The sequence below is a fragment of the Mesorhizobium sp. RSR380A genome, assembly GCF_054719385.1.
In genome coordinates this window covers 1,633,092-1,650,023 of sequence record NZ_JBTTIB010000001.1, presented here as the reverse complement: position 1 = coordinate 1,650,023, position 16,932 = coordinate 1,633,092, and the positions used below count along the sequence as shown (strand labels likewise).

General features: G+C 63.7%; 19 protein-coding genes. 1 reads left to right on the top strand and 18 read right to left on the bottom strand.

Going from position 1 to position 16,932, the window contains the following annotated elements:
* Positions 1 to 23: 23 nt before the first annotated feature.
* From ACYG9Z_RS07940 to ACYG9Z_RS07855, 18 genes are all read right to left on the bottom strand, one after another.
* On the bottom strand, positions 24 to 650 hold the full coding sequence (locus ACYG9Z_RS07940; protein WP_023683300.1) for a hypothetical protein: 627 nt from the start codon (positions 648 to 650) through the stop codon (positions 24 to 26).
* 3 nt (positions 651 to 653) lie between these two features.
* Complete coding sequence (fliF, locus tag ACYG9Z_RS07935) at positions 654 to 2,294, bottom strand: flagellar basal-body MS-ring/collar protein FliF (protein ID WP_023751310.1); 1,641 nt, start codon at positions 2,292 to 2,294, stop codon at positions 654 to 656.
* 192 nt (positions 2,295 to 2,486) lie between these two features.
* Positions 2,487 to 3,371, bottom strand: coding sequence for a flagellin N-terminal helical domain-containing protein (locus tag ACYG9Z_RS07930; protein ID WP_023683302.1), 885 nt, complete (start codon positions 3,369 to 3,371; stop codon positions 2,487 to 2,489).
* A gap of 282 nt (positions 3,372 to 3,653) precedes the next feature.
* On the bottom strand, positions 3,654 to 4,538 hold the full coding sequence (locus ACYG9Z_RS07925) for a flagellin N-terminal helical domain-containing protein (RefSeq protein ID WP_023683303.1): 885 nt from the start codon (positions 4,536 to 4,538) through the stop codon (positions 3,654 to 3,656).
* A gap of 210 nt (positions 4,539 to 4,748) precedes the next feature.
* On the bottom strand, positions 4,749 to 5,480 hold the full coding sequence (fliP, locus tag ACYG9Z_RS07920) for a flagellar type III secretion system pore protein FliP (RefSeq protein ID WP_023710973.1): 732 nt from the start codon (positions 5,478 to 5,480) through the stop codon (positions 4,749 to 4,751).
* On the bottom strand, positions 5,477 to 5,977 hold the full coding sequence (locus ACYG9Z_RS07915; protein ID WP_023673655.1) for a flagellar basal body-associated FliL family protein: 501 nt from the start codon (positions 5,975 to 5,977) through the stop codon (positions 5,477 to 5,479). The genes fliP and ACYG9Z_RS07915 overlap by 4 nt, the downstream gene beginning before the upstream one ends.
* A gap of 17 nt (positions 5,978 to 5,994) precedes the next feature.
* Positions 5,995 to 6,699: a flagellar basal body L-ring protein FlgH gene (gene flgH / locus ACYG9Z_RS07910; RefSeq protein WP_023691727.1), complete on the bottom strand. Its 705-nt coding sequence runs from the start codon at positions 6,697 to 6,699 to the stop codon at positions 5,995 to 5,997.
* The gene (locus ACYG9Z_RS07905) at positions 6,696 to 7,277 is read right to left on the bottom strand and encodes a MotE family protein (RefSeq protein WP_027049841.1); all 582 of its coding nucleotides are present in this window, start codon (positions 7,275 to 7,277) and stop codon (positions 6,696 to 6,698) included. The genes flgH and ACYG9Z_RS07905 overlap by 4 nt, the downstream gene beginning before the upstream one ends.
* Positions 7,278 to 7,280: 3 nt before the next feature.
* Positions 7,281 to 8,522, bottom strand: coding sequence for a flagellar basal body P-ring protein FlgI (locus ACYG9Z_RS07900; protein WP_023673652.1), 1,242 nt, complete (start codon positions 8,520 to 8,522; stop codon positions 7,281 to 7,283).
* Positions 8,519 to 9,046: a flagellar basal body P-ring formation chaperone FlgA gene (flgA, locus tag ACYG9Z_RS07895; protein ID WP_023751308.1), complete on the bottom strand. Its 528-nt coding sequence runs from the start codon at positions 9,044 to 9,046 to the stop codon at positions 8,519 to 8,521. The genes ACYG9Z_RS07900 and flgA overlap by 4 nt, the downstream gene beginning before the upstream one ends.
* 6 nt (positions 9,047 to 9,052) lie before the next feature.
* Positions 9,053 to 9,841, bottom strand: coding sequence for a flagellar basal-body rod protein FlgG (flgG, locus tag ACYG9Z_RS07890; RefSeq protein WP_023673650.1), 789 nt, complete (start codon positions 9,839 to 9,841; stop codon positions 9,053 to 9,055).
* Positions 9,842 to 9,853: 12 nt separating this feature from the next.
* Positions 9,854 to 10,189 (bottom strand): flagellar hook-basal body complex protein FliE, encoded by a 336-nt coding sequence (locus ACYG9Z_RS07885; protein ID WP_023673649.1) that lies wholly within the window; start codon positions 10,187 to 10,189, stop codon positions 9,854 to 9,856.
* Positions 10,189 to 10,605 carry a flagellar basal body rod protein FlgC gene (flgC, locus tag ACYG9Z_RS07880; RefSeq protein ID WP_023686341.1) on the bottom strand — a complete coding sequence of 139 codons (417 nt, stop codon included), beginning with the start codon at positions 10,603 to 10,605 and terminating at the stop codon, positions 10,189 to 10,191. Before flgC ends, ACYG9Z_RS07885 begins: the two co-directional genes overlap by 1 nt.
* A 2-nt stretch (positions 10,606 to 10,607) precedes the next feature.
* Entirely contained in the window at positions 10,608 to 10,988 is a 381-nt protein-coding gene (gene flgB / locus ACYG9Z_RS07875) for a flagellar basal body rod protein FlgB (RefSeq protein ID WP_023683310.1), read from the bottom strand.
* An 85-nt stretch (positions 10,989 to 11,073) separates the two neighbouring features.
* Positions 11,074 to 11,940, bottom strand: coding sequence for a hypothetical protein (locus tag ACYG9Z_RS07870; protein ID WP_031243981.1), 867 nt, complete (start codon positions 11,938 to 11,940; stop codon positions 11,074 to 11,076).
* Positions 11,927 to 13,348, bottom strand: a complete 1,422-nt coding sequence (fliI, locus tag ACYG9Z_RS07865) for a flagellar protein export ATPase FliI (protein ID WP_023751306.1) — start codon at positions 13,346 to 13,348, stop codon at positions 11,927 to 11,929. The genes ACYG9Z_RS07870 and fliI overlap by 14 nt, the downstream gene beginning before the upstream one ends.
* A gap of 4 nt (positions 13,349 to 13,352) precedes the next feature.
* Positions 13,353 to 14,078: a flagellar basal-body rod protein FlgF gene (gene flgF / locus ACYG9Z_RS07860; RefSeq protein WP_023671749.1), complete on the bottom strand. Its 726-nt coding sequence runs from the start codon at positions 14,076 to 14,078 to the stop codon at positions 13,353 to 13,355.
* 7 nt (positions 14,079 to 14,085) lie between these two features.
* Positions 14,086 to 15,897, bottom strand: a complete 1,812-nt coding sequence (locus tag ACYG9Z_RS07855; RefSeq protein WP_023751305.1) for a DUF1217 domain-containing protein — start codon at positions 15,895 to 15,897, stop codon at positions 14,086 to 14,088.
* A gap of 144 nt (positions 15,898 to 16,041) precedes the next feature.
* Here ACYG9Z_RS07855 and motA point away from each other — a divergent pair, with 144 nt between their 5' ends.
* Complete coding sequence (gene motA, locus ACYG9Z_RS07850) at positions 16,042 to 16,917, top strand: flagellar motor stator protein MotA (protein ID WP_023671751.1); 876 nt, start codon at positions 16,042 to 16,044, stop codon at positions 16,915 to 16,917.
* Positions 16,918 to 16,932: the final 15 nt, after the last annotated feature.

The following is a 16,932-nucleotide window of genomic DNA, read 5'->3' as shown; positions in this document are numbered from 1 at the left end:
ACTCGTTCATAATAGGGCCCCGCTCATGATAGGGCCTCCGACAAGGCGGCCGACCATTCGGCAATGCGGGTTTCGAACACCGCCTCGTCAATGGCGACGGTAAGGTCGAAGCCGGGCGCCTCGATGAAATCGAGATTGGCCGCGCGTGGGCCGAGCGAAGCCTTCAGTGCCTCGAACAATGACAGCGGTCCGCGCACGGCGATGCGCACCGCCTCGCTGTCGCCGACGGCTTCGCGGATCGTGCCGGCAAGGGCTTCCAGCGAACGCTTCTGCAGATCGTCGCTGACAAGGCCGCCAATGATGCGCGCAATGGTGGCGCCGACGAGGTCGCTGACCTTGGCCTCCATGATCTCGATACGGGCAGTGACGACCGCGCCGAGATCGCCGCCGAAACTTTCCAGAAAGGCCTTTGCTTCATCGGCATTGGCCTGTCTCTGCGCCTCGAGCGCTGCCTGGTGGGCGATGGCAAGGCGGGCTTCAAGGGCGGCTTCGGCATCGATGACCGCTTCGGCGATCAGCGCGCCGATGTCGGCCTGCGGCGCAGACGTCTCCGGCCTTGGCTCGGCCATGGCCGCGAGCGAGGGCTGGCCGGCACGCTGGCTGCGTGCGCCGAAATCCGGCAAAAGGTCGAAAAGCGCTGCCGAGGCCATGGTCTATACCGCTGCTTCCTGGGCCGCCCATTTGCGCAGGATCTGCGCGGTGCGCTCCTCATTGATGTCGACCATGCGGGCAAGCCGTTCCTGCGGCGCCGGCCTGATCTTCTGACGAAGATCGTCGAGTGGAGTCGCGCCTGGGCGGCTGCCGGGCAAGGCAGCCGGCGCCGGTTCGGCGCCGGCGGCTTCGGGTGTCGGCAGCGAACGCTGGACGTCGTCGAAGCTCGGACCGGCAAGTGCCGGCGTCGGCCGCGCGCTCAGCGCGGTGGCCATTGGCCTCAGGCCGAAGAAGGCGACCAGGAACACCACGACGATGAACGCGCCGGCGTTGATCATCGTACCGGCATGGGTTCCGATCGACGCCATTATGCCCGGCTGTTCGACCGGCTCGCCGTCCAGCCCGTCGATGAACTCGACCGCCGAGACATCGATGATATCGCCGCGCTTGTCGTCGAAGCCGGTGGCCGAGGCGACCATCTTCTGGATGTCGGCGACGCGCTTGGCGATCTGTTCGGGTGTGGCGTCCTTGCCGAGGATGGTCATCAGCCGCTGCTGGTTGACGACGACGGCGATCGACATCTTGGTGACGGAATAGCCGTTGGAGACCGTGGCGATCTTCTTGGAGTTGATCTCGTAATTGGTGATCTCCTCCTTGCGATCATTCTCCGATGACGTCTGCGGACCATCGGTGCTGGTCGCCTGGGTCTCGGGCAGGTTCTGCTCGACGGTGGCCGGGGTCGAGGCCTGCCTCTGGTTGCTGTTTTCGTTGGCGCGCACCGACTGCACGGAACGCTCCACGCGTGACTCCGGATCGAAGATCGTCTCTTCGGTCTGGCGGGTGTCGGTATTGACGTCGGCTTTGACGCTGGCGCGGAAATTGTCGGGGCCGAGATAAGGCGTCAGCGCGCGGCGGATGTTGTCGCCGATCTGCGCCTCGACGGTCTGCTCGACGCCGAGCGTGCGGGCAGCACTTGTGTTGGAGGGATCGTCGCCGGCGGCGAGAAGGTTGCCGTTGGAATCGAGCACGGTAACCTTGTCGGCCGACAGGCCCGGCACGGCGGCGGCGACGAGATGGCGGATCGACATGGCGCTCTTTTCGGCGTCGATGCCGGAATAGCGGATGACCACCGAGGCGGAGGGTTGCTGTTCGTCGCGGCGGAAATTGGCGCGCTCGGACATGACGATGTGAACGCGGGCGGCCTTGATGCCGGATATCGACTGGATGGTGCGGGCGATCTCGCCTTCCAGCGCGCGCACGCGGGTGATCTGCTGCATGAAGGAGGTCAGCCCGAGCGAGCCGACATTGTCGAACAGTTCGTAGCCGGCATTGGCGCTGGTCGGCAGGCCCTTTTCGGCGAGCAGCATGCGCGCCTGCGCGGTGGTGCCGGCCGGCACCAGCACGGAGGTGCCGTCGGAGCCGACGTCGAAGCCGATGCCGGCTTCGCCGAGCACCAGGCCGATCTGGTTCACGTCGGAGCGATCGAGCCCGACATAGAGCGTCTCATAGGCCGGGCGGTTGAGATAGACCGAGCCGATGCCGATGACGGCCATCACCAATGCGGCAATGCCGGCCAGCATGGCAAGGCGCCTGACGCCAAATGCCCTGAGATTCGAGATGATGCTCTGGATCTGTTGCGGCACGATTCAAGCGCTCCCAGCATGATATTCCGTGGGAACACTAGACCGCGAAGCTTGTGCGAAGATGATAGAGCATGTCGCCCGGAAGTGCAGCGGTTCCGGGTCAACGACATGCGTCAAAACACAGCCACAAAGCGAAAGGGCCGCGCTGTCGGCGCGGCCCTTCAATTCAAGAAGGAGAAAGCCGGGTCAGGCTTACTGCTTGAACAGCGCCAGGATCGACTGCGAGTTGCCGTTGGCGATCGACAGCGACTGGATGCCGAGCTGCTGCTGGACCTGCAGGGCCTGCAGCCGCGTCGATTCCTTGTTCATGTCGGCGTCGACCAGCGCGCCGACGCCCTTGTCGATCGAGTCCGACAGGTTCGACAGGAAGCTCTTCTGGGTATCGATGCGCGACTTGGCGGCGCCGAGATAGGCAGCGCCCGTGGACAGCTTGGCAAGCGCCGTTTCAACGGCGCCAAGTGCGGTGTCGATGGCTGCCGGAAGGACCTGGGTTGTGCTGGGATCGAAGAAGGTCGTCGCCAGCAGAGCGCCGACGATGCCGCCGGTGCCGGGAAGATCGAGGACCTGCGTGTCGGCCGCCTTGACGTCGATGGTGTCGATGGCGACGGTCGTGCCGGTGCGGTTATAGGACGCGACGATCTTCAGGTCGGAGGTCGCGGCAGCGTCGTTCTGCAGCAGGTTCGAGCCGGCATAGGAGGCGTTGGTGACCGACGACTTGATCTGGTCCTGGATAGCCTTGATCTCAGTGGCGATCTTCTGCTGGTCGTCCTTGCTGGCGCTGCGTGCAGTGACCAGCTTGGCCTTGATCAGGTCGACCTGGTCCTTGATGTCGGTGATGGCGGTGTAGGCGGTGTCGACCTTGCCGGCGCCGAGGCCAAGCGCGTCCTGAACGGCCGAAAGCGCCTTGTTGTCGGACTTCATCGTGGTGGCGATCGACCAGTAGGCGGCGTTGTCGCTGGCGGTGGCGACGCGGTAGCCGGTCGAAATGCGTGACTGGGTGGTTTCAAGCTGCTTGTTGGTGTTGTTCAGGCTCTGCAGCGCGGTCAGAGCCGAAGCGTTCGTCATGATGCTAGCCAAGATATTTACCCCTTTTCAAACACTGGCGTGTCCCGAACACGCCGGATCAACTTCATCAAGGGGGTAGGCATAAGCCCATCGACCGTATGGTCTGCCCGCCATGGAATGGTTAACCATGACTACCGGGATATGGTTAACGGCCTGTTAAACCAAGCCATTCAGGGCGCTGGCCAAGAGCAAAAATCGGCAGCCATTTAGCAAGACAATCAACAGCCGCAAAAAGAAATCGGGCCGCGCTGTTGGCGCGGCCCGACGGATGGTGTCAGTCGTAATGTCGAGAGATCAGCCGCGGAAGAGCGACAGGATCGACTGCGAGTTGCCGTTGGCGATCGACAGCGCCTGGATGCCGAGCTGCTGCTGGACCTGGAGGGCCTGCAGACGGGTCGATTCCTTATTCATGTCGGCGTCGACCAGAGCGCCGACGCCCTTGTCGATCGAGTCCGACAGGTTCGACAGGAAGCTCTTCTGGGTGTCAATGCGCGACTTGGCGGCGCCGAGCGAGGCAGCGCCGGTGGACAGCTTGGCAAGCGCGGTTTCAACAGTGCCGAGCGCGGTGTCGATGGCGGCGGGGGTAACCGCCGTGGTGCTCGGGTCGAAGAAGGCAGCGGCGAGCAGGCCGCCGACGATGCCGCCCGTGCCGGCGACATCGAGAACCTGCGTATCGGCTGCCTTGACGTCGATGGTGTCGATGGTGACGGTCGCGCCGGTACGGTTGTAAGCCGCAACGATCTTCAGGTCGGACGCAGCGGCAGCGTCGTTCTGCAGCAGGTTCGAGCCGGCGAAGTTGGCGTTGGCGACCGAGGACTTGATCTGCGCCTGGATGGCGTTGATTTCGGTCGCGATCTTCTGCTGGTCTTCCTTCGAGGCGCTACGGGCAGTGACCAGCTTGGTCTTGATCAGGTCGACCTGGTCCTTGACGTCGTTGATGGCGGTGTAGGCGGTGTCAACCTTGCCGGCGCCGAGGCCGAGGGCGTCCTGCACGGCCGAGTTGGCCTTGTTGTCGGACTTCATCGAGGTCGCGATCGACCAGTAAGCGGCGTTGTCGGAAGCGGTGGCAACGCGGTAGCCGGTCGAGATGCGGGCCTGCGTCTGCTCGAGGGATTTGTTGGTGTTGTTCAGGCTCTGCAGCGCGGTCAGCGCCGAGGCGTTCGTCATGATACTGGACATGGCTACTCGTACCTTGATTTTTACAGGGTGTTTTTGACATACCGGCTTTTCCGGTATGACGGAGCGGCATCATGCCAATGATCGTGAGACCCGATCACCCGCCATCTCCGAGCAATATGCGTGCAAGTCCCTACCAAAGGGCTAAACGGGACGGTTAACCGGAAATATATTGCATAAAATCTTAGCAAGGCGCCAAGGGCGCGCGGACGGTCAGGTGAAGGAGCGCACCAGGCTGCCGACAAGCAGGTTCCAGCCGTCGATGAGGACGAAGAACAGGATCTTGAAGGGCAGCGAAACGACGGTCGGCGGCAGCATCATCATGCCCATGGCCATGGTGATGGTGGCGACGATCAGGTCGATGACGAGGAACGGCAGCACGATCAGGAAGCCGATCTCGAAGCCGCGGCGGATTTCGGAGATCATGAAGGCCGGCACCAGGATGCGCAGGTCGACGGTGTCCCTGGCAACGACCTGGCCGCGTTCGCGGGCGAGATCGGCGAACAGGTCGAAGTCCTTGTCGCGGACATTGTGCAGCATGAAGGTGCGGAACGGGTCCGAAATCTTTTCGAACGCCTCGGTCTGGCTGATCTGGTTGTCCATCAGCGGCTTGACGCCGGTGTTCCAGGCCTGGTCGAAGGTCGGCGCCATGACGTAGAAGGTCATGAACAGCGACAGCGAGATCAGGATCAGATTGGCCGGCGTCGACTGCAGGCCGATGCCGGCGCGCAGGATCGAGAAGGCGATGACGAAGCGGGTGAAGCTCGTCACCATGATCAACAGGCCCGGCGCCACCGACAGCACGGTGAGCAGACCGAACATCTGGATGATATAGCCGACGGTGGCGCCGTCGGCCTTGCCGATGCCGCCGAGATCGAGCTGCTGGGCGGCGGCGACAGAGGTGGCGGCGACGACGATCGCGGCGGCGAGGACGAGTTTTCTCATTCGAGCAGCAATGTCCTGATCAGAACCTGTTTGGCATGGCCACCGCTGCGGATTGCGGCGCGCTCCTCGAGGTCGGCTTTCAAATGCTGGTAGCCGCTGGCGCCTTCGATCTGATGCATCTTCAGGGTGCGGACCATGGCAAGCAGGTCCTGGTGAATGCTTTCGGTAAGTTCCGGCGGCTGCGGCGCATCGTAGACCACCGACGCTTCCAGCCTTATCCAGGTGTCAGCAGGCGAAGCCAGATTGGTGGTGATCGGCGCCAGCTGGACAAGCGTCGGCCCGGTGCCGGGAGCATGTTCGGCCGCCTTGCTCGGTTGCTCGGCATTGGACTGGTTCTCCGGTGCGGCGGGCACAGGCACCGGTCCCCCGACGCCCTTCAGATAGCCGCCGGACATCCAGCCCATGCCGATCGCGGCGCCCGTCACCGCCAGCAGCATCGCAAGCTGGATGACAAGCGACGGGCCCTTTTTTTGCTGAACCTGTTCGACATTTGCCACGGCGCCGTTCTCCAGTCCTAAAAGGGGAGGACTTGGTCGAGGATCTGCTGACCGTAAGCGGGCTGCTGGATTTCGCTGACGCGGCCGCGGCCGCCATAGGAGATGCGCGCCTCGGCGATGCGTTCATAAGAGATGGTGTTTTCAGCGCCGATATCGGATGGACGCACCATGCCGGCGATGGTCAGCACCCTGAGCTCGTAATTGACGCGCACTTCCTGCGAGCCGCGGATCATCAGATTGCCGTTGGGCAGGACTTCGGTGACGACGGCGGCGACGTTGAGCTCGAGGTTCTCCGAGCGCTTGATTTCGCCGTCCGCATTGGTTTCGGTGGTGGAACTCAAGCCGGCGTCGCCCTTGCCGCTGGTGGTGGCACCTTCCCATCCGAGGTTGACGTCATAGCCGAGCTTGCGACCGGCGGTGCGGCTGCGGTCGTTCTGGTTCTTGAAGTTGGCCTTGTCGTTGAGCTTGATCCTGACGGTGAGGATGTCGCCGTCGCGCAGCGCGCGTGGGTCGGTGAACAACCGGCTCTGGCGATCATCCCACAGCGAGAATTTCTTCACCGGCGCGGCTGGCGTTTCGGGATAGGAGTAGGGCGCATTGACGCTGCCGGTGATGCCGGTGCCAACCGGCGACAGCGCCGGCTCCCTGCCGATCTCCCTGGGATCGGAGGCGCAGCCGGCAAGTGAAGCCGTGGCGACCAGGGCGAGTATATGCGACTTCATGACGGATCTACCCTTCGCGCCGCGCTGGCCATGATGCCGGTGAGTGTGGCCGCTGCCTTCTGGTCCATCTCGTTGAGAATGACGCCGGCTTTGCGCGAATCGAGTTTCATCAGGATGGCGGCGGCGAGATCGGCGTTGACCATGGCCAGGCGCTCGGCCGCGGCATCCGGTTTCATGCCGGCATAGATCTTGACGACGCCATCCTCGGCGCGGGCCAGGAAGACTTCACGCCGCTTCAGCCATTGCTCGTATTCGGCGCGCTTGTCGTCCAGCGCCTTCATGCGCAGGTCGATGCCGGCCTGCAGCTGCTTCAGCTCTTCGGCCTGCAGCGCGTAACGGCGGTCGCGGGCGGCGTCGGCGATGTTGGAGCAGAAGCGCTGGATCTCGCTTTCATCGGGCACCTTCTCGCGGACCAGCTGCTGCACTGCCGCCGGCTGTTGCCCGCCAGGCAGAACCTGCCGCACCGCTTCTTCCGCGCGGACAGTGCCGCCGGCAAGGACGGTGGCGGCGATGACGCAAGCTGCCAAGGCTGCGCTGCGGCGGTGCTGCTTTTGGGAAAAGAAATCGATCATCGGCATGGCCTATTGGAGAACCAGATCGGCCTGCAAAGCGCCCGCCGACTTGATGCCTTGCAAAATGGCAATGATGCCGTCCGGCTTGACGCCGAGACGGTTGAGGCCCGACACCAGCGTTTCGAGGTTCGGTCCGTCGAGCACATTGACGCGGGCGTCAGGCCGCGTGGCATCGATGGTGGTGAAGGGTTCCTCCGCTGTCACGCCCTTGGAGAACGGTTCCGGCTGGACGATCTTCGGCTGTTCGGTGATCCGCACGGTGAGCGTGCCGTGGCTGATCGCCACCCGCGAGATCTTGACCTCGTTGCCGATGACGATGGTGCCGGTGCGTTCGTCGATGACGACGCGTGCCGGCGTGTCGGTCTCGACCACCAAATTCTCGATCTCGGCGTAGAAGCGCGCCGCCGAAACATTCTTCGGCCGCCTGATCTGCACGGTACGTGCATCGCGCTCCGCCGCCACGCGCATGCCGAAGCGTTGCGAGGTGTAGCCGTTGATGGCGTCGGCGATGCGAACGGCAGTGGAGAAATCGGGGTTGCGCAATTGCAAGGTGAGCAGCGCCTGGTCCTCGAATTCGGCGCGCACCGTGCGCTCGACGATGGCGCCGTTGGGCACGCGGCCGGCCGTCGGCACGCCCTGCGTCAGCTTTTCGGCATCGCCTTGGGCAGTGAAGCCGGAAACGATGACCGAGCCTTGCCCGACAGCATAGATCTCGCCATCGGCCGCCTTCAGTGGCGTCATTATCAGCGTGCCGCCGGCAAGCGATGTGGCGTCGCCCATGGAGGAGACGTCGATGTCGATGCGGGCGCCAGACTGCACGTAAGGCGGCATGTTGGCGGTGACGATGACGGCGGCGACGTTCTTGGCCCGCGCGCTGCCACCTTCGGTGGCAATGCCGAGATTTTCGAGCATGGCGCGGATCGACTGTTCGGTGAACGGCGAATTGCGCAGGCTGTCGCCCGATCCGGCGAGGCCGATGACGAGGCCGTAGCCGACGAGCTGGTTGTCGCGCGAAGCCTGCAGCTGCGCAATGTCCTTGATGCGCGATGCGACCTGGCCGGGTGGCAGAGAGCTTGGGCCGTTGGAGACCCTGAACATGCGGTTGGTGGTGGCCGGATCGTATTCGGGATCGACAAAGGCGCCGCCATTCTGGCCGGCAAGATCGCGCTTTTGCTTCGGCGTAAGACCGTCGGCCAGCGCCGGCTGCAGGCCGACAACGGCCGCGAGCAGAAGGGCAGCTCCGCGTCTCATGACGCGCTGACCCGGATGGTGCCGTCAGCCATCACCGTGCCGGAAAAGATCTTGCCGCTGTCTGTGTTGCGGACCTTTATCAAATCGCCGGCGGCACCCGGCTGCAGCGACACCGCCGTGGCCGAAATGGTGAGGTCGCCGGCGATGAAATAGACCTGCACGTCGGCGCCCTGTTCGACCAGCCAGGCGTCGCGGATGGCGGCGACCGGGATATAGCGGCCGGGCAGCAGCGTGCGCTTGGCGACCTTGCCCTGGAGTTCCATGGCCCGCGTGGCGACCGCATCCGGCCTGTGCTTGCCGGGGAGCAGCGTCACCGGTTTCAGCACGCCGGTGTCGATCATCTCGCCGGGATAAATGACCCGGTTGGGGATCAGAACGATCTCGCCGGTTGCCTGACTGCTCGCGGCCTGAGTGGTGGTCTGCTGGTCTGCGCTCTCCTGGGCAAACGCCGGCACACCGCCGGCCACCAGCGCCAGGATCAGCGCGGTGCGGCAAAGCGCGGAGCGGAAGGCCGGAGAGACCATCAAATCTTACCTGATGTTCTTGGACACGACGGAGGCCATGTCGTCGGCGGCCTGGATGACCTTGGAGTTCATCTCATAGGCGCGCTGCGCCGAGATCAGCTCGGTGATTTCCTTGACCGGATCGACGTTGGAGGCCTCGAGATAACCCTGCTCGACCGAGGCGAAGCCGGGATCGCCGGGCACGCCGACATTGGCCGGGCCGGAGGCCGGCGTCTCCTGGAACAGATTGTCGCCGAGCGGCGCGAGGCCTGCTTCATTGGCGAAGTTGGCGAGCTGCAGCTGGCCCAGCAGCTGGAGGTCGGTCTGGCCGTCGATGCGGGCAAAGACCTGGCCGGTCTTGTTGACGACAACTTCGATGGCATCGGTCGGCACGGTAATGGCCGGGATGACATTGGCGCCGTCGACGGTCACCAGCTGGCCGGTGGCGTTGGTGTTGAAGGCGCCGGCGCGGCTGTAGAGCGTGCCGCCGTCGCCGCCCTCGATCTGGAACCAGCCTCGGCCAGTCAGCGCCATGTCGAAACTGTTGCCGGTCGAGGTCAGTTCGCCCTGGGTATGGACGTTGCGCACCGCCGTCGTCTTGACGCCAAGGCCAATAGACACGCCTTCCGGCACCAGCGATGAATTGGAGCGGTTGGGCACGCCCTGCGTGCGGTCGACCTGGTAGAGCAGGTCGGAGAATTCGGCGCGCGCGCGCTTGTAGCCGGTGGTGTTGATGTTGGCGATGTTGTTGGCGATGACTTCCAGATTTGTCTGCTGGGCATTCATGCCGGTCGCTGCGATGGCGAGTGCTTTCACGGCAAGTTCTCCTCAGATGCCCATACGGCTGATTTCGAGATAGGCGGAGACGACCTTGTCGCGAATGGCGATCGTGGTCTGCAGGGCCTGCTGGGCGCTCATGACGGCGTCGACGACCTGGCGGGTGTCGGCGTCGCCCCTCAGCGCCTGGATCGACACCTGCTCGGCATTCTGCAAGGTGTTGACGGTCTTTGAAGCAGCCTGGCTCAGCGCTTCGGCGAAGGTGGTGCCGATTTCGCTGCCGGCCATCGGCGCCCTGGTGCCCTGGAACAGGTCGGTCGTGGTATCGGCGCCACCGATCTCCGGCTTGAGGGGAAGCGATCCGATACCGCCAATGCCGCTGATCATTACTGGTTCCTCATCAGGTCGATGGTCATGGAGATCAGATCACGCGCCTGCTTGATGACCTGAAGGTTGGCTTCGTAGGAGCGGTTGGCCTCGCTCATGTCGGCCATCTCGACCAGCACGTTTACATTGGGCATCTTGACGTAGCCCTTGTCGTCGGCGGCCTCGTTGCCGGGCTGGAATTCGACGGGAAAGTCGCTGGGGTCGCGGTCGATGGAGTTGACCTCAACCGTCGTGCCACCCGAGGCACGGTCGAGTTCCGAGACGAAACTGATGGTCTTGCGGCGATAGGGGTCAGCGCCCGGGGTGTTGCCGGTCGACTGCGCGTTGGCGAGATTTTCCGAAACGACGCGCAAACGGTCAGACTGGGCGCTGAGGCCGGACGCGGCGATCTTGAGGGCTGAGGTCAAGGCGTCCATTGTCAGCTCTTCACCGCCATCATCATCATCGAATGGAAGGCCTTGACGATCGCGGTGTTGAGCTCGAAGGAGCGGCGGACCTCGCCGGCCTTCATCAGTTCGTTCTCGACCACCACCGTGTTCTTCGAGGGCATGATGGCGCCGGTCGTCTCTTCTGGCTTGACCGTGAAGCCGGCATTAGTGGCGGCAGTGCCGAGGTGGCCTGCCTGGGTGGCGGTCAGCGACACTGCCGTGCGGTCGAGCACCTTCTCGAACGGCTCGACATCGCCGGCGGTGTAGCCCGGCGTGTTGACGTTGGCGATGTTGCCGGCAATGGCCGACTGGCGCACCGACAGCCATTGCGACTGCTTGGCGGCGAGATCGAAAAGATTGACGGGCTCCATGGGGATCTCCGGGCTGGTACGTACAAGACTAGGCTGCCAGTCTTGCGCGGACCTTGCGCGGCTCGGGGGTAAATCCGGTGTGCCGCTATTTGGAGAGTTCGATCACCTGGTCGGTGCTGGTGACCATGACCCACTTGCCGCCCCGTTGCTCGATCGACGAGACGACGCTGGTATCGGGCAGCTTCGAGCCGCGCTGGACGATCCACAGGCCGGCATCGTCCTCGATCATGGCGCGGCCATTGGCGACATGAACCATGCGAAATTTGGCGTCCGCCGGGAAGGGCTGCTCGTCGACGCCGGGAGGCTGGGTCTTGTCCTCGGGGTCCTGCAGCGTGCCGGTGGCGAACAGGTCGACATCGGGAACATCGTTTGCCGTCAGCGGCTGACCGCTGTTCTCCATCTGCGAGCCGCCGCTGACCCGCCCTGCATTGGTGCCGCTGCCGCCGAACTTGATCGCCTGCACGCCGAACTGGTCCTGATTGAAGAAGATATACCAGGGAAACAGCGCGCAGATCAGGCCAAGCGTGATGCCGAGCGCGGCAAAGACGATATCGCTGCGGCGGTCGGATTTCTTGTCGAGCCTGGGATATTGCGGCCTTGGCGGCTGCGGCCATTCGGTGACCGGGAACAGCCCGTCGAGAAGCGAGTCACGACTGGTCTCGATCGCTTCTTTGGGGCCGGCGCGAGGGGTCCTTGGCAATTCAGGCTTGACGACGCTGGGCAAGGCAGGCTCGGCCAAGCGAGGCACAGTGGACTCGACTACGCTGGCTACCCTGGGCAAGAATGGCCTGGCGGCCCTGGCCAGAATGGCCTCAGCCTTGGCGGCCTTGTCGAGATCGGCCTTTGCCCTGACAGCTCTCGCTTCGTTGGCCCGGGCTTCCTCGGCGGCCCTGGCCTCTGCGATCATCTCGCGCAAAAGCCGCTCGGTGTACTGAAGCTCAGTCTCCTGCATCGACACTTTGCTTGCCTTTCAGATGACGGGCGAGGTCGGAGAATGCGTCGCTCGAGGCGCGATCCCTGGGCGACTGCGTCAGCGCCTCGTAGATCAGCGGCACCTGGCGCACGGCAATATCGAGCTCGGCATCGGCGCCGCCCTGATAGGCACCGAGCAGGCGGATGTCGCGGGTGTCCTCGAAGCGCGAGATCATCGATTTCAGCCTGGTCACCAGCATGCGTTGCTCGGGGCTCCATGCCTTGTCGGCGAGGCGCGAGATCGACGACAGCGGATTGACCGGGGGGTAGCGGCCCTGTTCGGCAATGGCGCGGTCGAGCACGACATGGCCGTCGAGGATGCCGCGTACCGAATCGGCGACCGGGTCGTTGTGGTCATCGCCGTCGACCAGCACCGAGATGATGGCAGTGATCGATCCCTGTCCTTTGATACCGGGGCCTTCAGCGCCAGGTCCGGCGCGTTCGAGCAGCTTCGGCAGGTCGGTGAAAACCGAAGCGGGATAGCCCCGGGCGACCGGCGGCTCGCCGGTGCCGGTCGCCACCTCGCGCAGCGCATGGGCAAAGCGGGTAATCGAATCCAGCACCAGCAGCACGCGATGGCCCTGGTCGCGAAAATGTTCGGCAACGCGCATGGCGGTATCCGGCGCGCGCCGGCGCATCATGGCGCTCTCGTCGCTGGTGGCGACGACGGCGACCGTCTTGGCCATGCTCTCTGCGCCGATCGTGTCTTCGAGGAATTCGCGTACCTCGCGGCCGCGCTCGCCGATCAGCGCCACGACCACGGTGTCGAAGGCGTCGGCGCCGGCCAGCATGGCGAGCAGCGTCGACTTGCCGACGCCGGAACCGGCAAAAATGCCGAGGCGCTGGCCGAGGCAGAGCGGCGTGAAGATGTCGATGACCTTGACCCCGGTCGTGAAGGCGGTGCCGACGCGCTGCCGCGCCATGGCGCCGGGCGTGGTGCCGTCGCCGCTCGCAGCCTCGCCGATCCTGATCAGCGGCGGGCCGCCATCGATGACGCGGGTCAGCGCGTCGATGGCGCGCCCGCGCCACGAGGCAAGCGGCGTTACCGTCAGCGGGCCGCGGCGAAACACGGCGTCGCCGATGCCGGCGTCGGCGCTGCGTTCGAAGGGGGCGATGACGACTTCGTCGCGGCCGATCCTGACGATCTCGCCGCGGCGCGTGCCGGCATTGCCGCGCTGTTCGACGAGGTCGCCAAGCCTGGCGACTTCAGACAGGCCGCGCACCTTGTAATGCGTTGGCGAAACCTCCGAAACACGGCCGCCGCGCCGCAGCAACGTCTCGGTGTCATCGAAGCGGCGCCAGATCCGCTCCAGCGCAGCCAGCCGGTTTTCCGGTGCTGTCTCCGGTTGCCGTTCAAGCGCGCGTATCGATGATTTGCTGCTCGACATGCTGCTACGACTTGGAGCCGAGCGTCTTGATGGCGTCGTCGGTCGAGGCATCTGTCTGGCGCATCAGCGCCGCCGTGTTCTCGAAGGCGCGCTGGACCATGATCAGGCGCGTCATCTCCAGCACCGGATTGACGTTGGATTCCTCGACATAGCCCTGCGCGACGCCGAGATCGGAACGGTCGGTGACCGGCTCCGGCGCACGCGCGGGCACGATGCCAGAATTGCCGTAGCGGACGAAATTCGGGCCGGGATCGAAATTGAACAGGCCGATGGCGCCGACGAGCTTGTCGCCCTGGCGCAGCGAGCCGTCGGCGCCCGCCTTGGGTGGGCCGTCGCGCGGGTCGAGCTGGATCGGCGCACCGCCGGCGTCGAGCACCGGATGGCCTTCGAGCGACATCAACTCGCCGTTCTCGTTCATCGAAAAGCGTCCGTCGCGCGTCATCACGGTGCCGGCCGGGGTGTCGATGCCGAACCAGGCATCGCCCTGGACGGCGAAGTCGAACGGGTTGCCGGTCTGCGTCATCGCGCCATGGGCGCCGGACAAATAGGTCTTGCCGGAGGAGGCGAAGGACACCGATTTGGGGCCGCTGCCGGAGACGACATCCTCGAACTTCACGCCGGTGGCGCGAAAGCCGATGGTCGAGGCGTTGGCGACATTATCGGCGATGGTGTCGAGACGGCGCTCAAGCGCGATCTGCGAGGAAAGGGCGACGTAAAGGCTGTCCTGCATGGTGTTCTCAGAATCTCAGTTTCTGCATGGCCATCATCAGATCGGTCGAGATGCCGACGGTGGTCGGCTGCGCAAACAGCACACCGATCGATGTCTGGGCGGTCGAGGTCGGATGATTGATTTCCCAAAGGCTGGTGAAGCGGGTGAGGAATTTCTCGAGCTTGGCCGGGTCGGTGAAATCGGTGAGGTCGAGCTTTGCGTCGAAGGCCTGCGCCTGCTTGTCGATATCTGCGGCAGCGAAGGAATCGGGCAGGCCGATGGCGGTGCGTACCACGCTGGCCAGGGCCGTGTCGGCCAGCACGTCGTACCAGTTGGTGATGGTCGAGGCCTTGCGCTCGAAATAGAGCGCCAACCGCACGCCCTCATTGGTCTTGCCGGCGTCTTCTTCCAGGGTCTGGCGCATGTATTTGTCGACCACCGGCTGCTGCGACGGGCTGCGGGTCGTTGCCGCTGCGCCGTAGGCCTCGAAATTCAACGAGGTGGCGAGCCTGGCATAGGCCTTGTTGGAGAGCTTGTTGGCGACACTGGCGGGATCGCGGACACCGCCCTCAAGGACATCACGGACGAGATCCTTGTTGGTGGTCGCCGGATCGAGCCCGCTTGCGGACAGAGCATAGTTATAAAGGCGGCTGTCGGCCATCAGGTCGTCGACCGATTTCACCTTGGTGATGTTGGCGAGGTAGTAGCAGGTCTCGGCCTGGACGGCGTCCGCATTCGGCTTGATGAGGCCAAGACTGGACTCGGTCGTGTAGAGCTTCGGCGTGGTCTTCAGCACCGCGTCGCGCGTGATCGTCTGATCGCCATACTGGGCAAAATCAAAGGCGCTGACGAAGTTGGCGTAGCTCTTGTCGGTCAACAGGTTGGCGGGACTCAACGGATCGGTGACGCCGCCATTGACCATGGTGCGGATCTGCTTCGTCGTCTGGGTCGATGCATCAAGCCCATAGGCAGCCATGGCGAAGGTCAGCAGGCGCTTGTCCTTCAGCAGGTCTTCGATGGACTTCACCTTGGAGATGTTGGCTGCGTAGTAGTCGGCCTCGCCCTTGATGTATTGCGCGGTCGGCTTGACGAGCAACAGTCCGGTTCCGCCGATCACAGCCTTCGGCACCGCCTGCTGGACGGCGTCGCGCGCCGTAGCCTGGTCGCCATATTGGGCAAAGTCGAAAGCCGCGACGAAAGCCGCATAGCCCTTGTTTGTCGACGTGTTTGCGGGGCTGTTCGGGTCGGTGACGCCGCCTTCCAGCATGGCCCGCACGGTCGCAGCCGGCTCGGCGTCGGCGTCCAGGCCGAACGCGGCCATCGCATAGGTGAGCAGGCGATCGTTGCCCATCAGGTCGTCGATCGATTTTACGTTGGAAATGTTGCTCAGGTAGTACGAGGTTTCGCCCTTGTAGTAGGTGAAGCCGTTCTGCGAAGGGCCGACCGAGACCTGGAGACCATAATTGTTGGTCACGCCCTGCTGTGCCGAATTGTAGCTCGTGGCATTAGCGCCAAGTGCGGCGAAATTGAAGGCCGACACGAACTCGGCATAACGCTTGTCGCTCAGTTTGTTGGCGAAGCTGTCGGAATCCGACACCCCTTCCTTCAGGGCTTTGACCATGAAGGCCTTGGCGTAAGCCATGTCGCCGAGACCGAAGGCTTTCATGGCATATTTGAACAGCCGGTCGTTCTTGACGAAATCGTCGATCGATTTCACGCTGCCGATGTTCGCGAGATAGTAGTCGGTGTCGCGCTTGGTGATCGGCTCCGCCTCGATGCGGTCGATCGCCTTGGGGATGTCCCTGGCGATGAGCTGGTAGCTGGTAAAAGTGCTCAACACGACATGCCTCCGGTCGCAGCTTCAAAAGCAAGACTATGCGGACTTGCTTGCGCGAGGCTGAATCGCCTCACCTTGCATGATTCAAGCCTCACACAAGGCACGGGGGCTATCGGTTAGGCCTGACGTGATGCGGAAGGATCTGGCGTGGGCATTCTGATCGGACTTGTGGTGACGCTCGGCTGTGTTCTCGGCGGCTTCATGGCGATGGGCGGCCATCTGCATGTGCTGATGCAGCCTTGGGAAGCGGTGGTCATCTGTGGCGCCGCACTTGGAACCTTTCTCGTCGCCAACCCGATGAAGACGGTCAAGGACACCGGCAGGGGTATCCTCGAAGCGTTCAAGCAGGCGGTGCCGAAAGAGCGCGACTATCTGGAGACGCTGGGCGTGCTGCACAGCCTGATGCGCGAACTGCGCTCGAAGTCGCGCAGCGAGGTCGAGGCGCATATCGACAATCCGGAGGAGTCGGCAATCTTCCAGGCGTTCCCGACCGTGCTCAAGAACCACGACCTGACGAATTTCATCTGCGACTACTGCCGCATCATCATCATCGGCAATGCCCGCTCGCATGAGATCGAGGCGCTGATGGACGAGGAAATCCAGACCATCAAGTCCGACAAGATGAAGGCTTACCATGCGCTGGTGGCGGTGGGCGATGGTCTGCCGGCGCTCGGCATCGTCGCCGCCGTGCTCGGCGTGGTCAAGGCGATGGGCGCGCTCGACCAGTCGCCCGAAATCCTCGGCGGCCTGATCGGCGCTGCCCTTGTCGGAACCTTCCTCGGCATCTTCCTGTCCTATGCGGTGGTCGGGCCGGTCGCCACCAAGATCAAGACGGTGCGCGAGAAGAAGAACCGCCTCTATATCATCGTCAAGCAGACGCTGCTTGCCTACATGAACGGCGCCCTGCCGCAGGTGGCGATCGAGTTCGGTCGCAAGACCATCTCGTCCTATGAGCGGCCGACGATCGATGCCGTCGAGCAAAGCACGATGAACACAGCTTCCGCCGAGAAGAAAGCGGCTTGAGCCATGCATGACGAC

Coding starts and splice junctions, on each gene's coding strand:
- ACYG9Z_RS07940 (WP_023683300.1), bottom strand. CDS start 650: ATGGCCTCGGCAGCGCTTTTCGACCTTTTGCCGGATTTCGGCGCACGC.
- ACYG9Z_RS07925 (WP_023683303.1), bottom strand. CDS start 4,538: ATGTCCAGTATCATGACGAACGCCTCGGCGCTGACCGCGCTGCAGAGC.
- fliP (WP_023710973.1), bottom strand. CDS start 5,480: ATGAGAAAACTCGTCCTCGCCGCCGCGATCGTCGTCGCCGCCACCTCT.
- flgH (WP_023691727.1), bottom strand. CDS start 6,699: ATGAAGTCGCATATACTCGCCCTGGTCGCCACGGCTTCACTTGCCGGC.
- ACYG9Z_RS07905 (WP_027049841.1), bottom strand. CDS start 7,277: ATGCCGATGATCGATTTCTTTTCCCAAAAGCAGCACCGCCGCAGCGCA.
- ACYG9Z_RS07900 (WP_023673652.1), bottom strand. CDS start 8,522: ATGAGACGCGGAGCTGCCCTTCTGCTCGCGGCCGTTGTCGGCCTGCAG.
- flgA (WP_023751308.1), bottom strand. CDS start 9,046: ATGGTCTCTCCGGCCTTCCGCTCCGCGCTTTGCCGCACCGCGCTGATC.
- ACYG9Z_RS07885 (WP_023673649.1), bottom strand. CDS start 10,189: ATGATCAGCGGCATTGGCGGTATCGGATCGCTTCCCCTCAAGCCGGAG.
- flgC (WP_023686341.1), bottom strand. CDS start 10,605: ATGGACGCCTTGACCTCAGCCCTCAAGATCGCCGCGTCCGGCCTCAGC.
- flgB (WP_023683310.1), bottom strand. CDS start 10,988: ATGGAGCCCGTCAATCTTTTCGATCTCGCCGCCAAGCAGTCGCAATGG.
- ACYG9Z_RS07870 (WP_031243981.1), bottom strand. CDS start 11,940: ATGCAGGAGACTGAGCTTCAGTACACCGAGCGGCTTTTGCGCGAGATG.
- fliI (WP_023751306.1), bottom strand. CDS start 13,348: ATGTCGAGCAGCAAATCATCGATACGCGCGCTTGAACGGCAACCGGAG.
- flgF (WP_023671749.1), bottom strand. CDS start 14,078: ATGCAGGACAGCCTTTACGTCGCCCTTTCCTCGCAGATCGCGCTTGAG.